Annotated in this window: 26 protein-coding genes; 16 read left to right on the top strand and 10 right to left on the bottom strand. The window is 73.2% G+C overall.

The features are described from left to right. Positions 1–32 precede the first annotated feature (32 nt). The 3 genes from ACFP2E_RS11645 to ACFP2E_RS11635 all read left to right on the top strand — a co-directional run bounded on the left by ACFP2E_RS11645 (position 33) and on the right by ACFP2E_RS11635 (position 3,194). Positions 33–614: an RNA polymerase sigma factor gene (locus ACFP2E_RS11645; protein ID WP_378522855.1), complete on the top strand. Its 582-nt coding sequence runs from the start codon at positions 33–35 to the stop codon at positions 612–614. Between the two features lie 9 nt (positions 615–623). Further along, positions 624–2,123 carry a M1 family metallopeptidase gene (locus tag ACFP2E_RS11640; protein ID WP_378522856.1) on the top strand — a complete coding sequence of 500 codons (1,500 nt, stop codon included), beginning with the start codon at positions 624–626 and terminating at the stop codon, positions 2,121–2,123. 69 nt (positions 2,124–2,192) lie between these two features. Further along, complete coding sequence (locus ACFP2E_RS11635) at positions 2,193–3,194, top strand: NAD-dependent epimerase/dehydratase family protein (protein WP_378522857.1); 1,002 nt, start codon at positions 2,193–2,195, stop codon at positions 3,192–3,194. Here ACFP2E_RS11635 and ACFP2E_RS11630 read toward each other — a convergent pair. Continuing rightward, positions 3,183–3,656, bottom strand: a complete 474-nt coding sequence (locus ACFP2E_RS11630) for a hypothetical protein (RefSeq protein ID WP_378522858.1) — start codon at positions 3,654–3,656, stop codon at positions 3,183–3,185. The genes ACFP2E_RS11635 and ACFP2E_RS11630 overlap by 12 nt on opposite strands. A gap of 94 nt (positions 3,657–3,750) precedes the next feature. Here ACFP2E_RS11630 and ACFP2E_RS11625 point away from each other — a divergent pair, with 94 nt between their 5' ends. Further along, a complete protein-coding gene (locus ACFP2E_RS11625) occupies positions 3,751–4,344 on the top strand; it encodes a TetR/AcrR family transcriptional regulator (protein ID WP_378522859.1) in 594 nt (197 codons plus the stop codon). A 9-nt stretch (positions 4,345–4,353) separates the two neighbouring features. Further along, a complete protein-coding gene (locus ACFP2E_RS11620; protein WP_378522860.1) occupies positions 4,354–5,826 on the top strand; it encodes a carboxyl transferase domain-containing protein in 1,473 nt (490 codons plus the stop codon). 1 nt (position 5,827) lies between these two features. Here ACFP2E_RS11620 and ACFP2E_RS11615 read toward each other — a convergent pair whose 3' ends face one another. From ACFP2E_RS11615 to pdhA, 4 genes are all read right to left on the bottom strand, one after another. Then, positions 5,828–7,207: a serine/threonine-protein kinase gene (locus ACFP2E_RS11615; RefSeq protein ID WP_378522861.1), complete on the bottom strand. Its 1,380-nt coding sequence runs from the start codon at positions 7,205–7,207 to the stop codon at positions 5,828–5,830. Between the two features lie 87 nt (positions 7,208–7,294). Next, positions 7,295–8,806, bottom strand: coding sequence for a dihydrolipoamide acetyltransferase family protein (locus ACFP2E_RS11610; RefSeq protein WP_378522862.1), 1,512 nt, complete (start codon positions 8,804–8,806; stop codon positions 7,295–7,297). Positions 8,807–8,823: 17 nt separating this feature from the next. Then, a complete protein-coding gene (locus tag ACFP2E_RS11605; RefSeq protein ID WP_378522863.1) occupies positions 8,824–9,801 on the bottom strand; it encodes an alpha-ketoacid dehydrogenase subunit beta in 978 nt (325 codons plus the stop codon). After that, positions 9,801–10,973: a pyruvate dehydrogenase (acetyl-transferring) E1 component subunit alpha gene (gene pdhA / locus ACFP2E_RS11600; RefSeq protein WP_378522864.1), complete on the bottom strand. Its 1,173-nt coding sequence runs from the start codon at positions 10,971–10,973 to the stop codon at positions 9,801–9,803. The genes ACFP2E_RS11605 and pdhA overlap by 1 nt, the downstream gene beginning before the upstream one ends. 268 nt (positions 10,974–11,241) lie before the next feature. Between pdhA and ACFP2E_RS11595 the strand changes: the two genes are divergently transcribed. Further along, complete coding sequence (locus ACFP2E_RS11595) at positions 11,242–11,457, top strand: DUF2945 domain-containing protein (protein ID WP_378522865.1); 216 nt, start codon at positions 11,242–11,244, stop codon at positions 11,455–11,457. Between the two features lie 22 nt (positions 11,458–11,479). On the opposite strand, the gene ACFP2E_RS11590 is transcribed toward ACFP2E_RS11595, so the two are convergent. The 3 genes from ACFP2E_RS11590 to ACFP2E_RS11580 all read right to left on the bottom strand — a co-directional run bounded on the left by ACFP2E_RS11590 (position 11,480) and on the right by ACFP2E_RS11580 (position 15,003). Then, positions 11,480–12,412 carry a cation diffusion facilitator family transporter gene (locus ACFP2E_RS11590; RefSeq protein ID WP_378522866.1) on the bottom strand — a complete coding sequence of 311 codons (933 nt, stop codon included), beginning with the start codon at positions 12,410–12,412 and terminating at the stop codon, positions 11,480–11,482. Positions 12,413–12,440: 28 nt separating this feature from the next. Then, positions 12,441–13,670, bottom strand: coding sequence for a DUF222 domain-containing protein (locus ACFP2E_RS11585; RefSeq protein ID WP_378522867.1), 1,230 nt, complete (start codon positions 13,668–13,670; stop codon positions 12,441–12,443). Between the two features lie 343 nt (positions 13,671–14,013). Next, the gene (locus tag ACFP2E_RS11580; RefSeq protein WP_378522868.1) at positions 14,014–15,003 is read right to left on the bottom strand and encodes a glutathione S-transferase family protein; all 990 of its coding nucleotides are present in this window, start codon (positions 15,001–15,003) and stop codon (positions 14,014–14,016) included. Positions 15,004–15,102: 99 nt separating this feature from the next. Between ACFP2E_RS11580 and ACFP2E_RS11575 the strand changes: the two genes are divergently transcribed. Together ACFP2E_RS11575 and ACFP2E_RS11570 are read left to right on the top strand one after the other, a co-directional pair. Next, entirely contained in the window at positions 15,103–15,687 is a 585-nt protein-coding gene (locus ACFP2E_RS11575) for an ArsR/SmtB family transcription factor (protein ID WP_378522869.1), read from the top strand. Continuing rightward, positions 15,684–16,970 carry an MFS transporter gene (locus ACFP2E_RS11570; RefSeq protein ID WP_378522870.1) on the top strand — a complete coding sequence of 429 codons (1,287 nt, stop codon included), beginning with the start codon at positions 15,684–15,686 and terminating at the stop codon, positions 16,968–16,970. The genes ACFP2E_RS11575 and ACFP2E_RS11570 overlap by 4 nt, the downstream gene beginning before the upstream one ends. Here ACFP2E_RS11570 and hisC read toward each other — a convergent pair. After that, complete coding sequence (gene hisC, locus ACFP2E_RS11565; RefSeq protein WP_378522871.1) at positions 16,942–18,012, bottom strand: histidinol-phosphate transaminase; 1,071 nt, start codon at positions 18,010–18,012, stop codon at positions 16,942–16,944. The two genes, ACFP2E_RS11570 and hisC, sit on opposite strands and share 29 nt — an antisense overlap. A gap of 10 nt (positions 18,013–18,022) precedes the next feature. Further along, entirely contained in the window at positions 18,023–18,625 is a 603-nt protein-coding gene (locus ACFP2E_RS11560) for a VanZ family protein (RefSeq protein ID WP_378522872.1), read from the bottom strand. Positions 18,626–18,668: 43 nt separating this feature from the next. Here ACFP2E_RS11560 and ACFP2E_RS11555 point away from each other — a divergent pair, with 43 nt between their 5' ends. The 8 genes from ACFP2E_RS11555 to ACFP2E_RS11520 all read left to right on the top strand — a co-directional run bounded on the left by ACFP2E_RS11555 (position 18,669) and on the right by ACFP2E_RS11520 (position 25,788). Then, positions 18,669–19,061, top strand: coding sequence for a phage holin family protein (locus ACFP2E_RS11555; protein ID WP_378522873.1), 393 nt, complete (start codon positions 18,669–18,671; stop codon positions 19,059–19,061). A gap of 2 nt (positions 19,062–19,063) precedes the next feature. Beyond that, complete coding sequence (locus ACFP2E_RS11550; RefSeq protein WP_378522874.1) at positions 19,064–19,582, top strand: low molecular weight protein-tyrosine-phosphatase; 519 nt, start codon at positions 19,064–19,066, stop codon at positions 19,580–19,582. After that, complete coding sequence (locus ACFP2E_RS11545) at positions 19,579–20,436, top strand: fructosamine kinase family protein (RefSeq protein ID WP_378522875.1); 858 nt, start codon at positions 19,579–19,581, stop codon at positions 20,434–20,436. Before ACFP2E_RS11550 ends, ACFP2E_RS11545 begins: the two co-directional genes overlap by 4 nt. 97 nt (positions 20,437–20,533) lie before the next feature. After that, positions 20,534–21,229 carry an HAD family hydrolase gene (locus ACFP2E_RS11540; RefSeq protein WP_378522876.1) on the top strand — a complete coding sequence of 232 codons (696 nt, stop codon included), beginning with the start codon at positions 20,534–20,536 and terminating at the stop codon, positions 21,227–21,229. Positions 21,230–21,407: 178 nt separating this feature from the next. After that, positions 21,408–22,106 carry a response regulator transcription factor gene (locus tag ACFP2E_RS11535; protein ID WP_378522877.1) on the top strand — a complete coding sequence of 233 codons (699 nt, stop codon included), beginning with the start codon at positions 21,408–21,410 and terminating at the stop codon, positions 22,104–22,106. Further along, positions 22,103–23,551, top strand: coding sequence for a sensor histidine kinase (locus ACFP2E_RS11530; protein ID WP_378522878.1), 1,449 nt, complete (start codon positions 22,103–22,105; stop codon positions 23,549–23,551). Before ACFP2E_RS11535 ends, ACFP2E_RS11530 begins: the two co-directional genes overlap by 4 nt. Positions 23,552–23,648: 97 nt before the next feature. Next, positions 23,649–25,025, top strand: coding sequence for a M23 family metallopeptidase (locus tag ACFP2E_RS11525; RefSeq protein ID WP_378522879.1), 1,377 nt, complete (start codon positions 23,649–23,651; stop codon positions 25,023–25,025). Between the two features lies 1 nt (position 25,026). Next, positions 25,027–25,788, top strand: a complete 762-nt coding sequence (locus tag ACFP2E_RS11520; RefSeq protein WP_378522880.1) for a class I SAM-dependent methyltransferase — start codon at positions 25,027–25,029, stop codon at positions 25,786–25,788. Positions 25,789–25,794 lie beyond the last annotated feature (6 nt).

The following is a 25,794-nucleotide window of genomic DNA, read 5'->3' as shown; positions in this document are numbered from 1 at the left end:
GATGCCGGCGTCTGGAAGGCAGGGGGTGAGCCATGGACACCGGACAGGCTCAGGAGCGGGCGCTGGGTCCCGACGAGATCGACGAGCTCGCGCGGCGGGCCGGCGACGGCGACCGCGAGGCGCTCGAGCGGCTGCTCGCGGCGATCCGGCCGCGGGTGCTGCAGGTGTGCCGCGGCGTGCTGCCCTACAGCGGCGACGCCGAGGACGCCTGCCAGGAGGCGCTGCTCAAGGTCGCCGGCAAGGTCGGCACCTGGCACGGCCGCGGCCGGTTCACGACGTGGCTGCACGTCGTGGCCGTCAACGCCGCCCGGTCGACGTACCGACGGATGCGGAACCAGGCCGTCGCCACCGACCCCGAGCACCTGGCGTGGCACGAGCGGCCCGACCCCCGCACCACGAGCGTCATCGCCGGCACCCGCCTCGACCTGCTCGAGGCGATGGAGACGCTCGAGCGGGACCACCCGCAGTACGTCGAGCCGCTGCTGCTGCGCGACGTCTACGAGCTCCCGTACGACGACATCGCCCGCCATCTGGACCTGCCGCTCGGCACGGTGAAGGCGCAGATCCACCACGGCCGCCGCCTCGCCCGCCCGCTGCTGCGAGGAGACGGCTAGCGTCGTCGCGTGACCCTCCCCCGCACGCCGGCTGCGCTGGCCCTTGCCCCGGCTGGCCTGGCCGCGGCGGCGCTGCTGCTCGCCGCCTGCACGGGCGGCGCCGAGGCCCCGGAGGGCGAGCCCGCCACCGGGCGGGTCGATGACGGGCAGGTGGCGGACGCGGCGGGGGTCGGCGTCTCCGACGCCGTCGACCTCGACGTGGCCCTCAGCGAGCCGGTGCGCGACCCGGTCTACCCCGAGGTGGGCCAGCCCGGCGTGGACGCCCTCCACTACGGCCTCGACCTCGGCTGGTCGCCGGACTCGCGCACCCTCGACGCGGTCCAGACGCTGGTGTTCCGCGCGACCCGCGACGCCGACGAGTTCCGTCTCGACTTCGGCGCCGCGCTGGAGGCGACGTCGGTGGCGGTCGACGGCGAGGTGGCGTCGTTCGAGGAGGTGGGCGACGAGCTGGTCATCGCGTCGTCGGTCACCGCCGACGAGCGCTACACCGTCGAGATCGAGTACGGCGGCACGCCGCAGCCGGTCGCCGCGCCGACCACCCGCTCCGACTTCTCCCGCCTCGGCTGGACGATCACCGACGACGGCGAGACGTGGACGATGCAGGAGCCGTACGGCGCCCACTCCTGGTACGCCGTCAACGACCACCCGTCCGACAAGGCGCTCTACGACTTCCGGATGCGGGTGCCCGCGCCCTGGTCCGGGGTCGCCAACGGCGAGCTCACGTCGCGCGAGGTCGTCGACGGCACCACCGTCACCGAGTGGCACCTCGACGAGCCCGCGGCGGCGTACCTCGTCACCGCCGCCTTCGGCGACTTCCGGATGTCCCGGGCCGAGTCTGCGAGCGGGGTCCCGGTGACCTACTGGACGCCGCGAGGCGACGCGCGGGCGCTGCGCGCCGTCCGGGCGGCGCACCGGGAGCTCGGCTGGGTCGAGCAGCGACTGGGGGCCTACCCGTTCTCCACGCTCGGCGTGCTGGTCGTCGACTCGCGCAGCGGCATGGAGACCCAGACGATGATCACGCTGGGCAACACCGACTACACGCTCTCGCCGCAGGTGGTCGTGCACGAGCTGGTGCACCAGTGGTGGGGCAACCAGGTCGGCCCCACCGACTGGTACGACATGTGGCTCAACGAGGGCATGGCGATGTACCTCCAGGCCGTCTGGGAGGCCGACCGCGGCTACCGGCCGCTCGAGGACACGCTGCGGTGGTGGGCCGCCGCCGACCAGGCTGCGCGCGACGAGGCGGGCCCGCCGGCCGCCTACGACCCGACGGCCTTCGGGCAGGGGAACGTCTACCAGCTGCCCGCCCTGATGTGGCACGAGGTGCGCGACCGGATCGGCGACGAGCTCTTCTGGGAGCTGGTCCGGGAGTGGCCGCGGGCCGACGACGACGGGCACGTCTCCTACGAGGAGGCCGTCTCGTGGTGGTCCGAGCAGTCGGGCGAGGACCTCGCCCCGCTCTTCGAGGCCTGGCTCCTCGGCGAGACCTCGCCACCGTTCACGCCCTGACGGTTACGCCGACAGCGATTTCACGTCGGTCGAGCCCGTCGGGACCACCTCGGCTGCTTGAGTGGCCGCATGAAGCTGCTCGTGCTCGGCGGGACCCGGTTCCTCTCCCGCGCCGTCGCCGTCGAGGCGGTGGGGCGCGGCCACGACGTCACCTGCGCCTGCCGCGGGGTCTCCGGCGCGGTGCCGCACGGCGCCACCCACCTGGCGTGGGACCGCGCCGAGGCCCCGCCCGCCGGGCTGGCCGGCGGCGTGGACGCGGTGGTCGACGTCGCCACCCGGCCGTCGTACGTCCGCAGCGCCGTGGCGGCACTGCCCGACGTCCACTGGGTCTACGTCTCAACCATCAGCGTGTACGCCGAAGCCTCCGTCCCGGGCGGGACGCCGGAGACGCTGCCGCTGCTCGACCTGGTCCGCACCGACGAGGACCCGTTCTCGACCCCCACCACCTATGGCGGGATGAAGGTCGCCTGCGAGCAGGCCGTGCTCGAGGGAGCCGCGTCGGCCACCGTCGTGCGGCCCGGCCTGATCGTCGGGCCGGAGGACCCCACCGGCCGGTTCAGCTACTGGCCGACCCGGCTCGCCGACGGTGGCGTGGTGCTCGCGCCCGGGACCCCGGACGACCCGGTGCAGGTGGTCGACGTGCGCGACCTCGCCGCCTGGCTGGTCGACCTCGCCGAGAAGCGGACCACCGGCACCTTCGTCGCGACGTCGCGCGCCCTGCCGCGCGGCGACTTCCTGGCGCAGGTCGCCGAGGGCGTCGGGGCCGATCCCAGCCTCACCTGGGTGCCTCAGGAGTTCCTGCTCGAGCAGGACGTCCGGCCGTGGATGGGCGACCGGTCGCTGCCGGTGTGGCTGCCGCTCCCCGAGTACGCCGGGCTGATGGCGCACGACGTCACCGCGGCCCACGACGCCGGGCTGCGCACCCGGCCCCTCGCCGAGACCGCCCGCGACACCCTCGCCTGGCTACGCGCCACCCCCGACGCCGCGACGACCGGGATCGGCCGCGACGACGAGGCCGCCGTGCTGGCGGCGTGGCACGCGCAGAACGGATCGTCCGGCTCAGCCTCCTGAGAGCAGGTCCACGCCGAGGGCGGCGGCAGTCCCGAAGGCGACGCCCCACAGGACGATCGACACCGACTGCCAGAGCACCACGGCCCTGACCGAGGCGCCGAAGGAGACCATCGCCATCGAGGTGATCTGGCTCGGCAACACGCTCTGTCCGAGCAGGCTGACGCCGGCCACGCCGTACCGGTCGAACGCGCGCTTCAGCCTCGCCCTCCGCCCGGACGGCGCCGGCCGCTCCCCCCGCACACGTCGGCGGACGGAGCCGGCACCCAGCACGAGGACGAGCATGGAGAGCGCGTTGCCGGTGATCGCTGCGGCGACGGCCACCACCGGGTCCACGCCGGCCACGATGCCGATCACGGATCCGAAGTAGGACTCGACGAAGGGCACGGCACCGGCCACCATCACCCCGAGCCACTGCAGCACCTCCGGCAGAGCGCGCATCAGTTCCTGCAGGTCCTCGATCATGCTTCCCCCTCAGCACTGCAGCGTTCCGACTAGTACGCTGTACCAACAGCCAAGTTAGCACACTGTGCTAGCACACCGTGCTAGGAGATTGCGGATGATCGACCGGCGCGAGCAGATCCTCATAGCCGCCCAGGGAATCGCCAACGAGTCAGGTCTGTCGGCGATGACAGTTCGCAACGTGGCGGAGCGCGCAGCGATCGGTGCGAGCACCCTGCGTCACTACTTCCCGACCCAGCAGGCGTTGTACGACGCCGTGGTCGGCCGGTCGTTCGACTCCCAGCTCAGCGACCGCCGGATTCGAGACCGCCGGGTCGGCGCCGCCCGCCGACTGGTCGAGTGCCTCGCGCAGTTCCTCCCCGAGCACGAGCGCGACCGGCACCGTCTGGACGGGTGGGTCGGCCTCTACGCCGCCGCCGTCGGCCCGGCACGCACCGACGCGGGCGGCCGGCTCCTGAGCAGCCTGGCCGGCCACGCGCGGACTCGTGTCGACGGATGGCTGGCGGTCCTCGACTCGGAGTCCCGACTCCAGCCCGGCAGCCGGGAGCAGCACACCACCACCTGCCTCGCCCTCGTGGACGGCCTCTGCCTCGGCCTCGTGGCCCGCCCCGCGGAGGTCTCGGTCGCCGAGGCCCATGCCGTGCTGGCCGACGTGGTGACTCGTGCGGTCGTCGCCGATGGGGTGCACTAGCCTGCGGCGATGGCCCGCCTCTCCGCGCACGAGCTCATCGACCTCGTCCTCGACGAGGGCTCCTGGACCTCCTGGGACTCCCCGCCGGACCGCACCGGGATCAGCGACGAGTACGCCGCCGAGCTCGCCGCCGCCGAGGAGAAGTCGGGCGTCGACGAGTCGGTCCTCACCGGCGAGGGCCGGATGCACGGCCGGCGGGTCGCGGTGCTGATCGGCGAGTTCCGCTTCCTCGCCGGATCGATCGGCCGGGCCGCCGCGGACCGGCTGGTCACGGCGATCACCCGCGCCACCCGTGAGGGGCTGCCGCTGCTCGCGGCCCCGGTCAGCGGCGGTACCCGCATGCAGGAGGGCACTCCCGCCTTCGTGCAGATGGTGCGGATCAGCGAGGCGGTCGCGGCCCACAAGGCGGCCGGGCTGCCCTACCTCGTCTACCTGCGCCACCCCACCACCGGCGGCGTGATGGCATCGTGGGGCTCGCTCGGCCACGTGACCGTCGCCGAGCCCGGCGCGCTCGTCGGCTTCCTCGGCCCCCGGGTCTACGAGGCGCTCTACGGCAAGCCGTTCCCCGAGGGCGTGCAGACCTCGGAGAACCTCCACGCCCACGGCATCGTCGACGCCGTCCTCGCGCCCCACGAGATCGCGGACGTGCTCGACCGCGCGCTCGACGTGCTGCTGGCGCCGCGCCACGGCGTACCCGTCGGGCCCGCGCCGCTGGACGAGCCGGTCCCCGACGTCGACACCTGGGACGCCGTCACCCGCTCCCGACGGCTCGACCGGCCCGGCGTACGACGGCTGCTGCGGTACGCCGCGAGCAGCGTGGTGCCGCTCAACGGCACCGGGTCCGGCGAGGCCGACCCGGGCCTGCTCATCGCGCTGGTGAAGTTCGGCGAGGCACCCTGCGTGTTCCTCGGCCAGGACCGCCGCGGCCAGACCAAGGACCACCCGATGGGTCCGGAGGCGCTGCGCGAGGCCCGCCGCGGCATGCGGCTCGCGTCCGAGCTGGGCCTGCCGCTGGTCACCGTCATCGACACGCAGGGCGCCGCGCTCTCCCCCGAGGCCGAGAACGGCGGGCTCGCCGGGGAGATCGCCCGGTCGCTGCAGGACCTGGTCACCCTGGACGCCCCGACGCTCTGCCTCATGCTCGGCGAGGGCAACGGCGGTGGTGCGCTGGCACTGCTGCCCGCCGACCGGGTCGTCGCAGCCCAGCACGCCTGGCTGTCGCCGCTCCCGCCGGAGGGCGCGTCGGCGATCGTGCACCGCGACACCGACCACGCCCCGGAGATGGCCCGGGCCCAGCAGGTGCGTGCCCTCGACCTGCATGCCCGCGGCATCGTCGACCGGATCGTGCCGGAGAAGCCCGACGCCGCGGACGAGCCCGAGGCGTTCTGCCAGCGGGTGGGCGCGGTGCTCGAGCACGAGCTGGCCCGGCTGCTCGCCGCCGGTCCCGGGTCGCCGTCGGCCCGCGCGGCGCGCTACCTCTAGCTCACGAGCAGATCCGGGCCGCCGCCGTCGCGGCCCGCTCGATCGCGGGCGTCATCGCCTGCGGTGACTGGTCGACGAACCCGAGGTCCTCGTCGAAGAACCCCGCGTCGAGCATCGCCGCCAGGCCGGCGCCGCGCAGCCACTCGCGCGCGGTGCAACGGGCCTGGTCGCCCGTCAGCAGGCCCTCGTCCTCCAGCGCGCGGGTCAGTGACGCCTGCGCCGCCTCCGTCGCCGCCGGTCCTGTCGGCGCGTGCCCGCCCGACCCGCCCCTCGGCGGGGAGCCCGAGCCGGCCCCGTCGTCGGCACCGTCCGACCTCACGGCACCGTCCGACCTGATGGAGCCCGACGGCCCGGTCGGCCCCGGGCCGGCCCGGTCGTCGAGCACCAGCCCGGCGCCGACCACCGCGAGTGCCGCCAGCAGGGCGGCCGCGCCGACGGCCGCGGCCACCGGACGGCTCACGGCAGCGGCCCGGGAGCCCCGACCCGGCAGCAACCGCGGCTCGTCGCGGCCGTCCGCCGGCTCGTCCGACAGCGCCGGTGCGCGGCGCAGGTCGGCCGCCAGCGCGGCCGCCGACTCCGGCCGCGCGGCCGGGTCCTTGGACATCGTGGCGCGGAGCAGCCGGTTGACCTCGGCGACGAGCGGCGAGCTGCCGGGGAGCTGCGGCACGGGCCGGCCTACGTGGGCGCTGACGACCTCGAAGTCGGTCCCGCCGGGGTAGGGCGGCCGCCCGGTCAGCGTGGTCCACAGCAGGCAGCCGACGGAGTAGAGGTCGGACGCCACCCCGGCCCGGCCCCCGGTGTGCAGCTCCGGAGCCATGTACGCCGGCGTCCCCGCGGCGTAGCGGGTCCGGGTCCGGTCGGGGTCGCCGTCGACCGGCCGGGCCAGGCCGAAGTCGCCGAGGTAGGCGTGCAGCCCGTGCGGCCGGCGCCGTAGCAGCACGTTGGACGGCTTGATGTCGCGGTGCGCCAGCCCGGCCTCGTGGGCGTCGGCGAGCCCGGAGGCGACCTGGGCGACCAGCTCCAGGGCGACCCGCACCGGCTGCGGCCCGACCGACTCGAGCAGTGCGCCGAGGTCGCCGTCGGACACGAGCTGGGTGGCGAGGTAGAGCCGGCCGTCGACCTCGCCGTGGGCGTAGACGTGCACGACGTGGCCCGAGTCGAGCGAGGCCATCGCCTGCGCCTCGCGCTGGAAGCGGTCGCGGAAGTCGCGATCGTGGGCGAGGTGGGGCGAGATGACCTTGAGAGCGACGCGGCGGTCGAGCGCGACGTCGTACGCCTCGAGCACGACGCCCATCCCGCCGGCGCCGATCGTGCGCACGACGCGGTAGGGCCCGATCATCTGCCCGGGCTCGAGCCCCGGCACGTCCCCCGTGTCCGTCACACCGCCCGTCCTACCAAATGCGCCGACCCGCCCGAAGCTTTCGGGCGGGTCGGCGGTGGATACCTCGGGCTGTCGTCCTCAGCCGTCTCAGAAGAGCAGCGCCGAGGCGGGGTCCTCCAGGATCCCGGCCACGTCGGCGAGGAAGCGCGAGCCCTTCTCGCCGTCGATGTGGCGGTGGTCGAACGACAGCGCCAGCGTGGTGATGTGGCGCGGCACGATCTTGTCCACGCCGCCTTCGGTGACGACCCACGGCTGCTTGCGGACGGCGCCGAAGCAGAGGATCGCGGACTCGCCGGGGTTGATGATCGGTGTCCCGGCGTCGACCCCGAACACGCCCACGTTGGTGATGGTGAACGTGCCGCCGCTCATCTCCGCCGGCTGCGTCTTCCCGTCGCGGGCGGTGGCGGTGAGCTGGTTGAGCTGCTGGGCCAGCTCGACGAGCGACAGGTCCTGCGCCTCCTTGACGTTCGGCACGACCAGCCCGCGCGGGGTGGCCGCGGCGATGCCGAGGTTGACGTAGCTCTTGTAGACGACCTCCTGGGCCTGCTCGTCCCAGAACGAGTTGATCTCGGGCGTACGCCGCATCGCGAGGATCGCCGCGCGGGCGAGCACGAGCAGCGGGGAGACCTTGACGTCCCTGAGCTCGCGCCGCTGCTTGAGCCGCTCGACGAGCTCCATCGTCGCCGTGGCGTCGACGGTGATCCACTCGGTGACGTGGGGGCTGGTGAAGGCCGACTGGCTCATCGCCTGGGCCATCATCTTCCGCACGCCCTTGATCGGCTCGCGGGTCTCCCGCTCGCCGGCCGGCCGCGACGGGGCCGCGGCCGCACCACCGGTGGTCGAGCCCGTCGAGACCCCTGCACCGGCCCCGGAGACTGCGGCCTGCACGTCCTCCCGCGTCACGGTGCCGTGCGGTCCGGACGGGGTCAGCGTGGTCAGGTCGACGCCGAGGTCCTTGGCGAGCTTGCGCACCGGCGGCTTGGCCAGCACCCGCACGTCGCCCGGCGCCGCACCGTTGGACCCGGCGCTGGAGTCGGGGCGCGCGGAGGTGGCGGGCACCGGGGTCTCGTCGGCCGGCATGACCTCGCCGGACTGGGCGCCGCCCGGGGCGAAAGCGCCCTGGACCTGCATCTGGGTCGAGGCGCCGGCCTCGGTGCGCGGCGATGCGCTGCCGCGGCGGGCTCGACGGACCGGGCCGCGGTCGGCCTTGTTGCGGCCCACGAGGCTCTCGCCCTCGCCGCCGCCGCTGGCGCGCGGGTTCGAGAGGTCGATCTCCATGTCGGAAGCCGAGTTGTCGCCAGTTGCCTGGGCAGTCTCGGAAGCCTTGCCGTCGTCGTCGGCAACTGGCGACAACTCGGCGGAATCGGGGTCGCCGATGCTGATGATCGGGGTCCCGACCTCGACGGTCTCGCCCTCCTTGACGAGCAGCGCGGTGACGGTGCCGGCGTACGGGGACGGCAGCTCCACCAGGGACTTCGCGGTCTCGATCTCGACGACGATGTCGTTGATCTCGACGACGTCGCCGACCTTGACCTTCCAGGAGACGATCTCGGCCTCGGTCAGGCCCTCGCCGGGGTCGGGCAGCTTGTAGTCAGCCATGTGTCCTCTCCTCGCCCTCAGTACCCGAGGGACCGGTCGACGGCGTCCAGGATCCGGTCGAGGTCGGGGAGGAAGTCCTCCTCGATCCGCGACGGCGGGTACGGCGTGTCGAAGCCGCCGACGCGCAGCACCGGGGCCTCGAGGGAGTAGAAGCACTCCTCGGTGATCCGCGAGGCCACCTCGGCACCCATGCCGAGGTTGACGTGCGCCTCGTGGGTGACGACGGCGCGGCCGGTGCGGCGGACCGAGTCGTAGACCGGGCCCATGTCGAGCGGGGAGAGCGTGCGCAGGTCGATGACCTCGAGCGACTTGCCCTCGCCGGCGGCGGCCTCCGCGGCCATCATCGCGATCTTCACCTGCGGGCCGTAGGCCAGCACGGTGCAGTCGCTGCCCTGACGGACCACCCGCGACGTGAAGAGCGGGTCGGGGGTGGCGTTCTCGTCGAGCTCGGCCTTGTCGGCGTGGTACTGCCGCTTCGGCTCGAGGAAGATCACCGGGTCGTCGTGGGCGATGGCCTGCTGGATCATCCAGTAGCCGTCGACCGGGTTGGAGCAGGCGACCACCTTCAGGCCCGGGGTGTGCGCGAACTGCGCCTCCGGGGACTCCGAGTGGTGCTCGACCGCGCCGATGCCGCCGCCGAACGGGATCCGGATGACCATCGGCATCTTCGACTTGCCCTGGCTGCGGAACGTCATCTTGGCGACCTGGCAGACGATCTGGTCGTAGGCGGGGTAGACGAAGCCGTCGAACTGGATCTCCACGACGGGGCGGTAGCCGCGCAGCGCCATGCCGACCGCGGTGCCGACGATGCCGGACTCCGCCAGCGGGGAGTCGATGACGCGGTCCTCACCGAAGTCCTTCTGCAGGCCGTCGGTGATGCGGAAGACGCCGCCGAGCTTGCCGACGTCCTCGCCCATGACGAGCACCTTCGGGTCGTCCTCCATGGCCTTGCGCAGGCCCATGTTGAGGCCCTTCGCGAGCGTGATCTTGGACATCAGGAGTGGCTCCCCTCGAACGACTCGAGGTACGCCGCGAAGCCGTCGCGCTGGGCGGCGAGCTCCTCGGTCATCTCGCTGTAGACGTGGTCGAACATGCTCATCGGCTTCGGGTCGGGGAGCGCCTTGCAGCCCTCGCGCAGGTGGTGGCCGAGCTGGTTGGCCTCCTCCTGGACCTCCCCGAAGAAGTCCTCGTCCGCGAGCCCGTTGCGCTTGAGGTAGGCCTTCACGCGCGCAATCGGGTCCTTGAGCTTCCAGTGCTCGACGTCGTCGCTGAGCCGGTAGCGGGTCGGGTCGTCGGTCGTGGTGTGGGCACCCATCCGGTAGGTGTAGGCCTCCACGAACGTCGGGCCCTGGCCGTCGCGGGCCCGCTGCAGCGCGGCCTGGGTGACGGCGTACGTCGCGAGGACGTCGTTGCCGTCGACGCGGACGCCGGGGAAGCCGAAGCCGAGGGCGCGCTGGTAGAGCGGGATCCGCGTCTGGCGCTCGATCGGCTCGGAGATCGCCCACTGGTTGTTCTGGCAGAAGAACACGACCGGGGCGTTGTAGGAGGCGGCGAAGATGAAGGCCTCGTTGACGTCGCCCTGCGAGGAGGCGCCGTCGCCGAAGTGGGCGATCACGGCCGCGTCGCGCTCCGGGTCGCCGGTGCCGACGACGCCGTCGCGCTGCATGCCCATGGCGTAGCCGGTGGCGTGGAGGGTCTGCGCGCCGATGACGATCGTGTAGAGCCCGAAGTTGTTGTCGGCCGGGTCCCACGAGCCCTGGTCGACGCCGCGGAACAGGCCGAGGAGGTTGAGGGGGTCGACGCCCTTGCAGTAGGCGACGCCGTGCTCGCGGTAGGTCGGGAAGACGTAGTCCTGCGGCCGCAGCGCGCGGCCGGCGCCGATCTGGGCGGCCTCCTGGCCGAGCAGCTGGGCCCAGATCCCGAGCTCGCCGTGGCGCTGCAGCGCGGTGGCCTCGGTGTCGATGCGCCGGGTGAGGACCATGTCGCGGTAGAACCCGCGGACCGTCTCGGCCTCCTCCTCGGCGCTCATGCCCTCACCGAAGGAGAACTCGGGGTGCGAGACCCGCTCTCCCTCCGGCGTCAGCAGCTGGACGAGCTCGGGGCCGCCGTCGCGCTGGGAAGGTCCGAAGACCTCCGCCAGGTCGGGGCCGAATCCTGCGTGGGTCACCTGCACTCCTTCGGTTCGCCGGGGGCGCTGCGGGGTCTCCGCATGCCCTCCACGAGGGACCGGTGGGCCCTCGGAAAGGGTGGTCCGAGCGCCCGGCCGGTCCCGTTGCTGATCCTGTGTCGCTGGGACGCCACGACGGGGGACCGAGGGGTCTGTGGGACTCCTGTGACCGGCACCACATCGTGCGAGTGAGAATCTACCGGTGGGTCCGTGAGCGCCGCCAATCGCCTCCGGCGCACCGCTTGGACCCGCGGTGTACGACGGACCCATGAGCATCCGAGAAGGCACCGAGGTCACCTGGTCCTGGGGCAACGGCACCGCCCGCGGCACCGTCACCGAGATCCACCGGTCCTCGGTCACCCGCACCATCGACGGGTCGGAGATCAGCCGCAACGGCAGCGACGACGACCCGGCGTACGTCATCGAGCAGGAGGACGGTGGCAAGGTCCTCAAGCTGCGCAGCGAGGTCGAGCGCGCGGACTGACGCCGTCCCGCGCGGTCGGGGGCTAGTGCGGCTCGCCGAGGTGCTCGTGGTCGCGGTGGCTGACCGGCTCGACCTGGAAGGTGGCGTGGTCGATCCCGAAGTGCTCGGCGATGCAGTGGCTGAGCCGGTCGAGCAGCTCACCGATCCCGCGCCGCTCGAGCTCCTCGTCGGTGACGGTCACGTGGGCCGAGAGTGACGGCATCCCGCTGGTGATGGTCCAGGCGTGCAGGTCGTGGACGTCGACGACGCCGGGCATGGCCTCGAGGTGGCGTCGGACGTCGTCGAGGTCGAGGTCGCGTGGGGCGATCTCGAGCAGCACGACCGCCGCGTCGCGCAGCAGCCACCAGGCGCGCGGCGCGATCATCACCGCGATGACCAGGGACGCCACGGCGTCGGCGCGCGCGAAGCCGGTGGTCAGGATGACGACGCCGGCCACGACCACGACCACCGAGCCGACGAGGTCGGCGAAGACCTCCGTGGCGGCTCCGCGCAGGTTGAGCGAGCCGGTGTCGGAGCGGTTCAGCACCGCGAGGGAGACACCGTTGGCGACGAGGCCGCCGGCCGCGAAGACCAGCATCAGCCCGGCCTCGACCTCCGAGGGCTCCATCAGGCGGCGCACACCCTCGATCAGGAGGTAGCCGCACACCACCAGCAGCACCAGCGCGTTGACCGCGGCGGCGAGGATCTCCGCACGGTGCCAGCCGAAGGTCGAGCGGGGTCCGGCGGGCCGCGCCGCGACGTACGACGCCCCGAGCGCGAGCACGATCGCCGCGGTGTCGGTCGCCATGTGGCCGGCGTCGGCCAGCAGCGCCAGCGACCCCGTCAGCCAGGCGCCGACCAGCTCGAGGACGAGCACCGAGCCGGTGATGGCCAGCACGAGCCGCAGCCGGCCGCGGTCGGCTGCCCTGCCTGCGGCGTGGGAGTGCGAGTGCCCGTGTCCGTGTCCGTGCCCCATTGTTCGAGCCTAGGGGTGCCGAAGCCGCTCACCTGCGTCGGTGGAAGCGGACGTCGCCCGAGGCGTGGAACTCGACCGTGTACGCCGGGTCGTGGGCGCGGTGGTGGTGCCACGAGCAGAGGCTGACCCCGTCGTCGAGGTCGGTCCGGCCGCCCAGGGCCCACTCGTGCTTGTGGTGCGCCTCGGACCAGGTCGCGGGGATGGTGCAGCCGGCCGCGCGGCAGGTCTTGTCGCGCACCGCCATCGCGAGGCGTTGGGCGTCGGTGAACAGCCGCTTGGCGCGGCCCTGGTGGAGGATCTCGCCCCTGCCGCCGAGCACCATCGGGACCAGGTCCGCGGTGCAGGCCAGCCGCATCGCCTCCGACGCGCTCACGAGGTCGCCGGTCCCGAGCCCGGCCGCGCCGAGCCGGGTGCGGAGCTGCTCGAGGTCGATCGTCACCACGACGGTGGTGGCGCGGCCGCCGTGCCGGGGCAGCCTCGCGGGGTCGAGGTGCTCGAGCAGCGCGGCGAACGCTTCGCCGAGCAGCCGGTCGCGCGGGACCTTCTCGTCGCCGCTTGCTTGGCGTGGGCTGGAGTAGGCGTCCAGGTAGGTCCGGAGCCGGCTGGCCACGGCGTCGCTGACGCGGGCGTGGATCTCGGTGGTGCCGTCGCCCTGTCGCCGGAACGTCAGGCTGGTGCGGCGCCGGGCGTGCGCCTCGGCCCGCTCCAGCGCGTCCCGCTCGGCAGCCTCGGCGGCCTCGGGCGCGACGACCTCGAGCACCTTCGCACCGAGCACCCGCAGCTGCTTGGGCGCGAAGTGGGCGGCCTGGCCGACGAGGTACTCCTCCGCCTTCGCGACGACGTCGGGGTCGAGGTCGGCCGGCAGGTCGTCGAGCGACGTGACCAGCACCCGGGCCTGGGCCGGATTCACCGCCCCCGACGCCAGCCCCTGCCCCACCCGGCCCCAGCGGCCGGTCACCGCCTCGGCCAGCCGGGCCGCCCCCAGCGCCGGCCCGGCGTCGGTCCGGGTCGCATTGGCCAACCACGCCGCCGCCGACCGGGCCCCGGAGTCGAGCGCGACCTCATCGGCGGTCGCGAGCACGCGCAGCTTCAGCTCCTCCACCCGCGAGGCCAGCGCGGTCAGCTCGACCAGTGCGGCCGCCTGGTCCTCGGTCCGCATGTAGGCCGGGTCCACCTGCGCGACCCGGTCGAGCTCCTTGCCGATCGCCTCCGTGCACGCCAGCACCGGGTGCGTGGGGTGCAGCGGCCGGATCGACATACCCAGACACTAGGCGCCACCACCGACACGTCTTCGAACGCCAGTTCGATCGTGGAGACCCTCCCCAACCCCTCAACTGTGGACGAATACCGGGCCGGAAGCGGACGAACCGACCGCCACCACACGCCGGTCGAGCTCGTCGAGACCACCGCCGCACCGACCTCGCCGGGTCTCGACGGGCTCGACCACCGGGGAAACCGCCCTGCTCCACCCGCCGGGTCTCGACGGGCTCGACCTCCGTCGGTCGCCGCCCTGCCTTCACCCACCGTCGTACTTTCCGGCCCTCCGCAACCACACGCCGGTCGAGCTCGTCGAGACCACACCGCCGGTCGCAGCCCTGCCGCTACCAGGGCTGGATGGGCTTGCCGCCGAGGCGCTCGCGGTCGTGCGCGGCCTCCCAGACGGACCGCTCGGGGCCCTTGGGGACGATCTGGGACGGATTGATCTCCTTGTGGCACACGTAGTAATGCGCCTGGATCTGGTCGAAGTCGATGGTCTCGCCGAAGCCGGGCATCTGGAAGAGGTCGCGCGCGTAGCCCCAGAGGTTCGGCATCTCGGTCAGCTTGTTGCGGTTGCACTTGAAGTGGCCGTGGTAGACGGCGTCGAAGCGGACCAGGGTCGTGAAGAGCCGAATGTCGGCCTCGGTGACCTGGTCGCCCATCAGGAAGCGCTGGTCGGCGAGCCGGTCCTCGAGCCAGTCCATCGCGGCCCAGAGACGGTCGTAGGCGTCGTCGTACGACTCCTGCGAGCCGGCGAAGCCGCAGCGGTAGACGCCGTTGTTGACCTCAGTGAAGACCCGATCCATCACCTCGCCCATCTCCTCGCGCAGGTCCGCGGGCCACAGGTCCGGCGCACCGGGGCGGTGGTGGTCCTGCCACTCGAAGTACAGGTCGTGGGTGATCCACGGGAAGTCGTTCGTGACGATCTCGCCGGTCGGCACGTCCACGACCGCCGGCACGGTGATGCCGCGGTCGTAGTCGGGGAAGCGGGCGAAGTACGCCTCCTGCAGCCGCTCGTAGCCGAGGACCGGGTCCCGGCCGTCGGGGTCGAGGTCGAAGGTCCAGCTGCGGGCGTCGTGGACCGGGCCGGGCAGCCCGACCGAGATGACGTCCTCGAGCCCGAGCAGCCGGTGGACGATGAGCGAGCGGTTGGCCCACGGGCAGGCGCGCGCGGCGACCAGCCGGTAGCGCCCCGGCTCGACCGGCCACAGCCTCCCGTCGACCGGGCCGTGCTCGGGGGTGCGGGCGTCGCGAGTGATCCGGTCGGGGACGTAGGTCATGTCCCGCTGGAACTCCTCGCCGTCCTTCACGTACGTCGGGTCCTGGCTGCTCATGCCCGTCAGCGTTCCCAGCCCCGGACCTCCCCAAACGGTTCAACATTCAAATACCAAGAATCCTTTGCAAAGACTTCTTTGCAGTCCTACGCTGCTGCCGTGGACCTCACCTCGATCACCCCTGACATCGCCGGTCTGCGGGCGCTCGCCCACCCGGCGCGGATGCGGATGCTCGGGCTGCTCCGCTCGGACGGCCCCGCCACGGCCACCACGCTCGCCACCCGGCTCGGCCTGAACACCGGCGCCACGTCGTACCACCTGCGCCAGCTCGCCCAACACGGCTTCGTCGAGGACGACCCCGACCGCGGCACCGGGCGCGAGCGCTGGTGGCGCGCCAGCCACCAGGCCACCTCCACCGCGCCGGAGGCGGCCGTCGACGAGGAGGCGCGGGACGCGCTCGACGCCTTCATGCAGGCCGTAGCCGTCGTGCACACGGAGCAGCTGCAGCAGGCCGTCGAGGAGCGCGGGCTGCTCCCGCGGCCCTGGCTGGAGGCGACCACCGTCAGCGATTGGGGCATCAGACTCACACCGGCCAAGGCGAAGGCGCTGGTCGAGGCGCTGATCGCGGTGGTGAACGACGTGGAGGAGGAGCCCGAGACAGCGGATGGCGCCGCGGACTTCGTCCTCCAGCTCCATGCCTTTCCGCGCCCCGGGGCGGTGGCGACGGGCGAGGAGCAGCCGTGAGCACCCGCCGCCCGCTCTACGGCTGGCTGACCGCCGAGGCAGTCTCCCTCACCGGCACGCGCATCTCGATGATCGCGCTGCCGTGGTTCGTGCTCACCACGACCGGCTCGCCCACGCTGACGGGCCTCGTCGCGCTCGCCGAGATGGCCCCGATGGTCGTGCTCAAGGTCCTCGGCGGACCCGTCATCGACCGGCTCGGCGCCCGCCGGGTCTCGATCGTCTGCGACGTCGGCAGCCTCGTCGTCGTCGGACTGGTCCCGCTGCTCCACCTCGCCGGAGCGCTGTCCTTCCCGGTGCTCCTGGCGCTGGTCGCCGTCGCCGGTGCCCTGCGCGGGCCGGGCGACGCCGCCAAGCACGCCCTCATCCCGACCCTCGTCGCGCAGGCCGGTGTCCCGATGGAGCGGGCCACCGGGCTCGCCTCCACCGTGGAGCGGACCGCGTCCATGCTGGGCGCCGCCCTCGCCGGCGGCCTGGTCGCGCTGGTCGGCCCGACGTACGCGCTGGCCGTCGATGCGGCCAGCTTCGGAGTGGCGGCGGTCGTGCTCGCGTGGTCGACGAGGTCGTTGGTCTCTACGGGCTCGACCAGCGTGTCCCCCGGCGCCAGCGTGTCTCCCGGCTACCTGTCCCAACTGCGGGAGGGGTGGGCGTTCCTGCGCGGCGACCGGGTGCTGCTCGGGATCGCGGTGATGGTCGCGCTCACCAACCTGCTCGACGTGGCGTGGTTCAGCGTGATGGTGCCGGTCTGGGCCAAGGAGTACGGCGGCGGCGCGGCCGCGATCGGCATCCTCTTCGCCGTCTTCAGCGGCGCCTCGGTCCTGGGGGCGACCTGCGCCGCGACGTGGGGGCACCGGCTGCCGCGCCACCGCACCTACCTGCTGGCGTTCCTGGTCGGCGGCGCGCCCCGCTACGTGGCGACGGCGTTCGACATCCCATTCGCCTGGGTGCTCGCGGTGGCCGTGGTCGGCGGCTTCGCCGCGGGGTTCATCAATCCCGTGCTCGGCGCCGTGGTCTTCGAGCGGATCCCGGCCCCGCTCGTGGGACGGGTGACCTCGCTGAGCACGTCGATGGCCTTCGCACTCATGCCCTTCGGGGGCCTGCTCGGCGGCGGGCTCATCGCCGCCTTCGGGCTGCCCGCGGCCATGCTCGCCGTGGGCGCGGCCTACCTCGCGGTGACGGTGCTGCCCGCCCTCGACGCACGGTGGCGCGAGATGGACCGGCGACCCGCCACCACGACCGACGCCGCCGAGGAGACCGTCAGCGAGACCAGTCCGCAGCCAGCCTGATCAGCCGGTCGTTGGCCTCGGTCTCCCCGATGGAGACCCGGGCCCCCTCGCCGGCGAAGGGCCGGACCACGATGCCGAGGTCGTCGGCCGCGGCCGCGAACTCGGCCGTGCGGTCACCCAGCTCGAACCACACGAAGTTGCCCTGCGGGTCCGGCACGTCCCAGCCCGCCTCGGACAGCCCGGCGACCACCCGCGACCGCTCCGCCACCAGCGCGTCGACGCGCTCGAGGAGCTCGGCCTCGCGCTCCAGCGAGGCGACCGCGGCGGCCTGCGCGACCGAGGAGATGCCGAAGGGCAGCGAGACCGCCCGCAGCGCGGTCGCGATCTGCTCGGGAGCGACGGCGTACCCGACGCGCAGGCCGGCGAGGCCGTAGGCCTTGGAGAAGGTCCGGGTGAGGATGACGTTCTCGTGGCGGCGGTAGGTGGCGACGCCGTCGATCGCGTCGTCCATCCGGACGAACTCGAGGTAGGCCTCGTCGACCACGACGAGGACGTGCGACGGCACCTTGGCGAGGAACTCGTCGAGCTCGGCCTGGGTGACGGCGGGGCCGGTCGGGTTGTTGGGCGTGCAGACGAGGACGACCTTGGTGCGGTCGGTGATCGCGGCCGCCATCGCGTCGAGGTCGTGGCGGCCGTCGGCCAGCACCGGCACCCGCACCGACTTGGCGGCCGCGGCGGTGACGCCGATCGGGTAGGCCTCGAACGAGCGCCAGGCGAAGACGACCTCGTCGCCGGGCTCGCAGAACGCCTGCACCAGCTGGTAGATCAGCGCGACCGAGCCGGTCGCCAACGACAGGTGCTCCTGCGGAACCCCGAGCCGCTTCGCCAGCGCGTCGTAGAGCTCGCTGTTGCCCATGTCGGGGTAGCGGTTCATCCGCGAGACGGCGGCGTAGGCGGCCTCCACCACGCCCGGCAGCGGCGGGTAGGGGTTCTCGTTGGAGGAGAGCTTGTAGGTGGTGAGCCCCTCGCGCGGCCGCGGCGGCTTGCCGGCGACGTACGGCGGGATGGCGGCGACGTTGGGGCGCGGCTGGGGCGTGCTCATGCGGGCGAGGCTAGTGCGTCGCGCCAGACCCGGCGCGGGGGCGGGCACCTCCGGGCCGCCCGGACGGGGTTCGCCGCCACGGCCGCAGCACCAGTCCCACACCCAGCCCGACCAGCGCCCCGATCAGCGCGCCCGAGACGTTGTCGACGACGTCGGTGAGGTCGCAGGCACGGTCGAGCCGGGCGAGCTCGAGCTGGGTCCACTCGATGGCGCCGGAGTACGCCGCGAGCGCGGCCAGCCCCACCGGGACGGTGAGCAGCGACCAGGCCGGCCGGGACAGCGCCGCGACCAGCAGCAGCGCGCCCGCCGGCACGAAGAGCACCGTGTTGAGCAGCCGCTGCCCGCCGTCGAAGATCCAGAAGCCGTCCGGGGCCGGGCCGCCGATCTCGCCGCACGTGGTCAGCCGCCCCTCGGCGGCGACGATGCCGGGCGCGCCGTCGGCCGGGAGGAGCGTCACCAGGCCGATGACCACCAGGCTCCAGACCAGGCCGCCGAGGGCGAACGAGCCGACCGGGCCGTAGCGGCGGCGGGCGAGCAGCGCCAGCAGGCCGCACGGCACGAGGGCCAGCGCGGCGCCGAGGAGCATGACGCCCACACCACCGACGGGGAACACTCGCCCGAGGCTAGCCCGCGGCACCGGGCCCTAGGATCGAGGCATGCGGATCCTCAGCCTCCTGATCGGCAACGCCGCCGCCCTGGCCGCCGCGGCCTGGCTCTTCGAGGGGATCCGGTTCGCCGGCCCCAGCGGCAACGGCACCACCGAGATCGAGGAGAAGCTGCTCCCGCTGCTCGTGGTGGCGGCGATCTTCACCGCCGTCAACGCCGTGGTGAAGCCGGTCCTGAAGCTCCTCTCGATCCCCTTCATCATCCTCACCCTCGGGCTGTTCCTGCTCGTGATCAACGCGCTGATGCTGCAGCTGACCGACTGGCTGGCCGGCGAGGTGGGCATCGACTTCACCGTGACCGGGTTCTGGACCTCCATCGGCGGCGCGCTGGTGGTCACCCTGGTCACCTGGATGGTCGACGGCCTGATCGGCGAGCGGGACTGACGGTGGCCCTCCCCCCGCCGCGCGAGCCCGGCCGCTACCGGATCGGCGTCGTCTGCCTCGGCAACATCTGCCGCTCCCCCATGGCCGACGTGGTGCTGCGCGCCAAGCTGGACGACCTGCTCGACGACGGCACCGAGCCCGCACTCGTCGTCGAGGTCGCCAGCTGCGGCACCGCCGGCTGGCACGTGGGCCGGCCCATGGACTCCCGCGCCGCCGCGACCCTCGACCGGGCCGGCTACGACCCCACCCGGCACCGCGCCCGGCAGTACGACGACGGGTGGGCCGCGGCGTACGACCTGCTGCTCGCGATGGACGAGGACAACCTCGCCGACCTCGGCGGCCGGGGCGAGCGGGTGGCGAAGTTCCGCGACCTCGACCCCGTGGACCGCGGCGCGGACGTGCCCGACCCGTACTACGGTGGGGACTCCGGTTTCGAGGAGGTGCTGCAGATGGTCGAACGGACCGCCGACGCGATCGTCGCGGAGCTGCGGCAGCGCACCTGGGAGAGCGCACCGCGATGACCCGGCTGCCGCTGGTCGCCCGACGGGCCGAGGACATCCTCGGCGTGGCCGTGGTGAGCACGGCCCCCGTCGCCGGAGGCGACATCGCGACCGCCACGCGGATGCGCCTCAACGACGGCACGACCGCGCTGATGAAGACGCTTCCGCACGCGCCCGAGGGCTTCTTCGAGGCCGAGGTGCGGGGCCTGCGCTGGCTCGGCGAGGCAGACGGCGTGGGGGTTCCGGAAGTCCTCGGCCACGACGAGGAGTGCGTCATCCTGCGCTGGGTCGAGCCCGGCAAGACCACCGTCGAGGCGGCGCTCGCGTTCGGCCGTGCGCTCGCCCGGACCCACGACGCCGGCGCGCCCGAGTTCGGCGGGGGCCGGGACGGGTTCATCGGCCGGCTGCCGCTGCCGAACCGGCCTGCGCCCACCTGGGGCGAGTTCTACGCGACCCGGCGGGTGCTGCCCTACCTCAAGCTGGCGCGCGACCGGGGCGCCGCGACCGACGACGACGCCCGCACCGTCGAGCGAGTGGTGGGCCGGCTGCCGGACCTGCTGCCCGAGGAGCGGCCGGCCCGGATCCACGGCGACCTGTGGAACGGCAACGTGCTCTGGGGGCTCGACGGCGAGGTCCGCGTGATCGACCCGGCCGCGCACGGCGGCCACCGCGAGGCCGACCTCGCGATGCTGTCGCTGTTCGGGCTGCCCCACCTGCCCCGCGTGCTCGAGGCCTACCACGAGGCGAGCCCGCTGGCCGACGGCTGGGAGGACCGGCTGCCGCTGCACCAGCTCTTCCCGCTGCTGGTGCATGCCGCCATGTTCGGTGGCGGGTACGCCGCCCGCGCCGCGACCATTGCCGGTCGCTACCTCTGAGCCGGTGTGTCCCATTTGGCGTTGACTGCGATGACCGGCGTCCGCGCGGAGTGCGGCATGTGCGGACGTGTCGGGACCGGTTGCTAGCGTCCAGCGCGTGAAGCGGGGAGGCCTGTTCGACCTAGACGGCACGCTGGTGGATCACACAGCCGCCTCCGTTACGGCAGTCGCGGATTGGGTGACCTGGCACGGCGCTAGGGGCAATCTGGGGTACGACGTCATCGCCGCAGAGTGGATCCGCCTCGAAGCCATCCACTACGCCGCCTACCTGCGCGGCGACCTGACGTTCCAGGCCCAACGCCGCTCCAGGATCACTGACTTGCTGATGTTCCTCGAACGTCCTGTCCCCGACACCTCGGTGGTCGACGGACTATTCGAGTCCTACCTCGAACTTTATGAGGCCGCGTGGGTCGCCTACGAGGACGTGGTTCCCGCACTGGACTCTCTGGCTGCCTCTGGCGCGGCACTCGGGGTGCTCACTAACGGGGACGAAGCGCAGCAGCGCTCGAAACTTCGAGCCGTCGGTCTTCTCGACCGCTTCGACTTCGTGATCGCATCCTCCTCGTTGCCTGCCCCGAAACCCGCGCCTGAGGCTTTCCTTGCTGCCTGTGAGCGGCTTGGCCGGTCTCCTGACTTCGTCTGCTACGTGGGCGACAATCTCCAAACGGACGCATTGGCCGCATCACAGGCAGGACTGCGAGGCGTATGGCTGAACCGCTTGGCAGAGACGGCTCACGTGCAACCACAAGCCACGATCAAGAGCCTCCGTGAGGTAGAGGCGCTGCTTCCCTGACTTGCACATCCACCGGTCCGCCCACCGGCATACGCGGACAGGTGCCCGGCTCACGCGCTCATCGGCATGTGCGGCAAGCGCAGCCGGGTCCCGAGCCGGCCAAATGAGACACACCCAGTGAGACGTCGCTGCCCTTGATTCTCAGGGCCGACTCAGGCGGGACTGGCACAGTGGTGACGTGACCGCAGCCGACCGACCCCGCGTGCTCGTCGTCGACGACGACCGGGCCGTGCGCGAGTCGCTGCGCCGGTCGCTGGAGTTCAACGGCTACGACGTCGCGCTCGCGACCGACGGCGCCGAGGCGCTCGCTCGGATCTCCGGCGTCGGCCCCGACGTGGTCGTGATGGACGTGATGATGCCGCGGCTCGACGGCATCGAGGCCACCAAGGCGCTGCGCACCGCCGGCAACGACGTGCCGATCCTGGTCCTCACGGCCCGCGACGCCGTCGGCGACCGGGTGGAGGGCCTCGACGCCGGCGCCGACGACTACCTCACCAAGCCGTTCGCGCTGCAGGAGCTGCTCGCCCGGCTCCGGGCGCTGCTGCGCCGGGCCGCGCCGCCCGCCGAGGACGAGGACGAGGTGCTCGAGTTCGGCGACCTCACCATGGACCTCGCCACCCGCGAGGTGCGGCGCGGCGACCGGCTGGTCGAGCTGACCCGCACCGAGTTCACCCTCCTCGAGCTGTTCCTGCGCCGGCCGCGGCGGGTGCTGGAGCGCTCCTTCATCCTCGAGGAGGTGTGGGGCTACGACTTCCCCACCTCCGCCAACTCCCTCGAGGTGTACGTCGGCTACGTGCGCCGCAAGACCGAGGCCGGCGGCGAGCCGCGGCTCATCCACACCGTGCGCGGCGTCGGCTACGTCCTGAAGGAGTCATGACCGCCTCGCGCGGGGACGTCCGCTCCGGCTGGCACTACCGTCGCTCGCTGGCCAGCCGCGTCATCCTGCTCACCACCATGGCGGTGGGCCTCGCGGTCGCCTTCGTGGCGCTCGGCGCCTTCCTCACCGTGCGGATGCAGATGCTCGCCACCCTCGACGAGTCGCTGCTCGACCGCGCCGAGAAGGCCGCCCGCTACCCGGCGCTGTCGCGGATCACCACCGACTACGAGCTGCCGTCGTGGGCGTTGGGCGCGGCCGACGTCCGGATCATCTACATCACCAGCGACCAGCGCTGGCGCACCTTCGACACGGGCCCGGCGCTCGAGCTCGGCTCCCCCGAGCTCGACGTGGCGGGCGGGGACGCGTCGTACAGCGTCCGGACCATCGGCGCCGGCGACACCGACTACCGCGTGGTGACCGTGCCCACCGTCCCCGGCCAGGCGCTGGTGCTGGCGCAGTCGATCGAGCCCCAGCAGGAGACGCTGGCGCGGCTCGGCCTGGTGATGCTGCTGTTCGGCGGCGCCGGCGTCATCGTCGCCGGGATGGCCGGCTGGGCGGTGGCCCGCAACGGGCTGCGTCCGGTGCGACGGCTCACGGTGGCGGTCGAGGAGATCGCCCGGACCGAGGACCTGCGGCCGCTGCCTGTCGAGGGCGACGACGAGATCGCGCGGCTCGCCACGGCGTTCAACCAGATGCTCACCGCACTGGCGGCCTCCCGCGACCGGCAGCGACAGCTCGTCGCGGACGCCGGCCACGAGCTGCGCACGCCGCTGACGTCGCTGCGCACCAACCTCGACCTGCTGTCGCAGGCCGACACCGCGGGCGGCCTGCCCGCGGAGGCGCGCGCCGAGCTCCTCGACGACGTCCGTGCCCAGATCGAGGAGCTCACCACCCTCATCGGCGACCTCGTCGAGCTGGCCCGCGAGGAGCCGCTGGCCCCGGTGGTCGAGCCGGTCGACCTCGCGGAGATCATCGACCGCGCCCTGGCCCGGGTACGCCGCCGGGCGCCGGCGGTCCACTTCGACGTCCGGGCCGGGTCCTGGTGGGTCGTGGGCGAGGCCGCCGGGCTGGAGCGTGCGGTCACCAACCTGCTCGACAACGCGGCCAAGTGGAGCCCGCCCGACGGGAGCGTGACCGTCCGGATCGCCGACGGCGTGCTCACCGTCGATGACCACGGCCCCGGCATCCCGACGCAGGACCTGCCGCACGTCTTCGACCGCTTCTACCGCGCCGAGGAGGCCCGGTCGATGCCGGGCTCCGGCCTGGGGCTGTCCATCGTGAAGCAGGTCGTCGAGCGCCACGCCGGCACGGTCTCCGCCGAGCCGCGGCCGGGCGGCGGCACCCGGCTCGTCGTCCGGCTGCCCGGCGCGGCGGACCCGGGCCGGTCCAGACCTGCTGGGGCCCCGGAGGTCCGGGAGGGCCACGAAGCCCCCAGCAACCCCTGACCCATCCCACCCGAACGGACTACACGGCGTCCCCAATGTTGGGGAGGCGCCTCCCATTTCGGCGCGGCGGCTGGCCTCCGGGCCGAACTCTTTCCCCATGCAGCGGAACCGCCGGGCCCTCCGGCGCCAACGGGGTGTCGTGTACGCCCTTGCGGTCGCTGCCGCGCTCACGGCCCTGGGGCCCGGACCGGCGGCGGCCGCTGGCGTGCGCCCGCAGCTGGCCCCGACGCAGCTCGACGCCTCCGACACCGCCCGCGAGGTCGCCGCGAAGGACCGGCACAAGGCTGCCGGCAAGCGTGCGGGGACCAAGACGGCCCGCAAGCACCACGGCCACGAGCACCACGGCGTCGGCGGGAAGGGCAGCCACGGCAAGGAGCTCGCCGCCGAGCAGGAGATCGCCATGGCAAGCACCTGGGAGCTCGATCCCGAGCTCGTGGAGCCGTTGCCCACCGACAGCGACGCGACCCTCGAGGCGCGTCAGGCGCTCGCCGACACCCACGCCCGACTGATGGAGCGCGTGGCGGAGTACGACGCCGCCGTGGTCGTCGCCGACGAGGCCAAGATCGACGCCCGCTACGCCCGGCTGACGCTGCAGACCGCGCGGGGCGTGCTCTCGGTGGCCCGCGCCGACTACCGGCGCGACCGCGAGCTGTTCGTCGACCTGATCACCGAGGGCTATGCGATCGACTCGATCGGCGCGTTCGGCCGGCTGTTCTCCGCCGAGAGCGACGAGGACCTGGTGAACGGCCTGGTGCTGGTCCAGCAGATGAGCCGCAACCAGTCGGCCACCGTCGAGGACGCCGAGCGCTCGCGCGACGCGCTGAAGGCGGCCACGGACAGCGTGGCGCAGGCCGAGCGGCAGGCGCAGCGGGCCCTGGAGAAGGCCCGGACCGCCGTGGACGAGGCCGAGGCCGCCCGCGAGGAGGTCCTCGAGGAGATGAAGACCGCGCGCACGGTCGTGAAGGAGTCCGTGCTCGCCGACGAGCTGGCGGCGGCCGCAGCAGCGGCAGCGGCGGCCGCCGCCGCAGCCCGCATCAAGGGGATCGGGAAGGTCGCCTTCCCGCTGCCGAAGAGCGCGTCCTGGGTCGACCAGGACAACTGGGGCCGCACCAGCAAGCGGTGGGCGAGCATGCACACCGGCACCGACTTCTCCACTGCCTGCGGCACGCCGGTGCTGGCCTCGACCGCCGGGACCGTGATCGTCCGGACCGACCAGAGCTGGTCGGGCCGCTGGCTCGTGATGGTCTCGCGGCGCGAGGGCTCGCTCACCACCTGGTACGCCCACATGTCGGCGCTGGCCGTCGAGCCGGGCGAGAAGGTCCGGGCCGGGCAGCCGATCGGGCTGGTCGGGACCGAGGGCAACTCCACCGGCTGCCACCTCCACTTCGAGGTGCATCCCACCGGCGGCGGCATCTACGAGGACAACGTCGATCCGGTCGCGTGGCTGAAGGCGTCGGGCGCCTACCCTCGGTGAGGTGAGCTTCGACGTCGCTGCCGACGCCTACACGCGCTTCATGGGCCGGTTCTCGGAGCCGCTGGCCGACGTGTTCCTGGACTGGGCCGGACCACCGGCGCTCGGGGGCACCGCGCTCGACGTGGGGTGCGGCGCGGGGGCGCTCACGGCGTGCCTCGTGGACCACCTCGGAGCGGAGGCCGTGGCGGCCGTCGACCCCTCCGGACACTTCGTGGCGGCCACGTCGGCCCGGTGCCCCGGGGTCGACGTCCGTCGCGGCAGCGCCGAGGCGCTGCCCTTCCCCGATGACAGCTTCGACCTCGTCGCCGCCGAGCTCGTCGTGCACTTCATGGCCGACCCGGTCGCGGGCCTGCGGGAGATGCGTCGAGTGGCGAGACCGGGATCGGTGGTGGCGGCATGCGTCTGGGACCACGGTGGCGACACCGGCCCGCTGTCCCTCTTCTGGCGCGTGGCTCGGCAGGTCGTCCCCTCCGCGCCCGGTGAGCACGAGCTGCCGGGGACTCGGGAGGGCCACCTGGCCGAGCTGTTCGGGGCAGCCGGGCTCGCGGCGGTCGAGGCCGCACCGCTCACGGTCACCGTCGCCGTTGCGGGCGCCGAGGCGTGGTGGGAGCCGTTCACGCTCGGCGTGGGGCCAGCCGGCGCCTGGGTCGCGGGCCTCGACGCTTCGACCCGCGACCGGCTCCGCGTCGCCTGTCTCGAGGCTCTCCCCCGGGGCCCCTTCGAGGTCACGGCGACCGCCTGGTCAGCGCGCGGCCTCGCCTGAGCGTGC

This window comes from Nocardioides sp. GCM10027114 (assembly GCF_042659625.1).
In the GTDB taxonomy this organism is placed as follows: domain Bacteria; phylum Actinomycetota; class Actinomycetes; order Propionibacteriales; family Nocardioidaceae; genus Nocardioides.
Note: the sequence above shows the minus strand (reverse complement) of the source record. Positions and strands in the feature narration are given on the sequence as shown.

Bases quoted from the DNA above. Each gene is read 5' to 3' on its own strand.
- ACFP2E_RS11645 (WP_378522855.1), top strand. From the start codon at position 33: ATGGACACCGGACAGGCTCAGGAGCGGGCGCTGGGTCCCGACGAGATC.
- ACFP2E_RS11635 (WP_378522857.1), top strand. From the start codon at position 2,193: ATGAAGCTGCTCGTGCTCGGCGGGACCCGGTTCCTCTCCCGCGCCGTC.
- ACFP2E_RS11630 (WP_378522858.1), bottom strand. From the start codon at position 3,656: ATGATCGAGGACCTGCAGGAACTGATGCGCGCTCTGCCGGAGGTGCTG.
- ACFP2E_RS11625 (WP_378522859.1), top strand. From the start codon at position 3,751: ATGATCGACCGGCGCGAGCAGATCCTCATAGCCGCCCAGGGAATCGCC.
- ACFP2E_RS11620 (WP_378522860.1), top strand. From the start codon at position 4,354: ATGGCCCGCCTCTCCGCGCACGAGCTCATCGACCTCGTCCTCGACGAG.
- ACFP2E_RS11610 (WP_378522862.1), bottom strand. From the start codon at position 8,806: ATGGCTGACTACAAGCTGCCCGACCCCGGCGAGGGCCTGACCGAGGCC.
- ACFP2E_RS11605 (WP_378522863.1), bottom strand. From the start codon at position 9,801: ATGTCCAAGATCACGCTCGCGAAGGGCCTCAACATGGGCCTGCGCAAG.
- ACFP2E_RS11595 (WP_378522865.1), top strand. From the start codon at position 11,242: ATGAGCATCCGAGAAGGCACCGAGGTCACCTGGTCCTGGGGCAACGGC.
- ACFP2E_RS11590 (WP_378522866.1), bottom strand. From the start codon at position 12,412: ATGGGGCACGGACACGGACACGGGCACTCGCACTCCCACGCCGCAGGC.
- ACFP2E_RS11585 (WP_378522867.1), bottom strand. From the start codon at position 13,670: ATGTCGATCCGGCCGCTGCACCCCACGCACCCGGTGCTGGCGTGCACG.
- ACFP2E_RS11580 (WP_378522868.1), bottom strand. From the start codon at position 15,003: ATGAGCAGCCAGGACCCGACGTACGTGAAGGACGGCGAGGAGTTCCAG.
- hisC (WP_378522871.1), bottom strand. From the start codon at position 18,012: ATGAGCACGCCCCAGCCGCGCCCCAACGTCGCCGCCATCCCGCCGTAC.
- ACFP2E_RS11555 (WP_378522873.1), top strand. From the start codon at position 18,669: ATGCGGATCCTCAGCCTCCTGATCGGCAACGCCGCCGCCCTGGCCGCC.
- ACFP2E_RS11545 (WP_378522875.1), top strand. From the start codon at position 19,579: ATGACCCGGCTGCCGCTGGTCGCCCGACGGGCCGAGGACATCCTCGGC.
- ACFP2E_RS11530 (WP_378522878.1), top strand. From the start codon at position 22,103: ATGACCGCCTCGCGCGGGGACGTCCGCTCCGGCTGGCACTACCGTCGC.
- ACFP2E_RS11525 (WP_378522879.1), top strand. From the start codon at position 23,649: ATGCAGCGGAACCGCCGGGCCCTCCGGCGCCAACGGGGTGTCGTGTAC.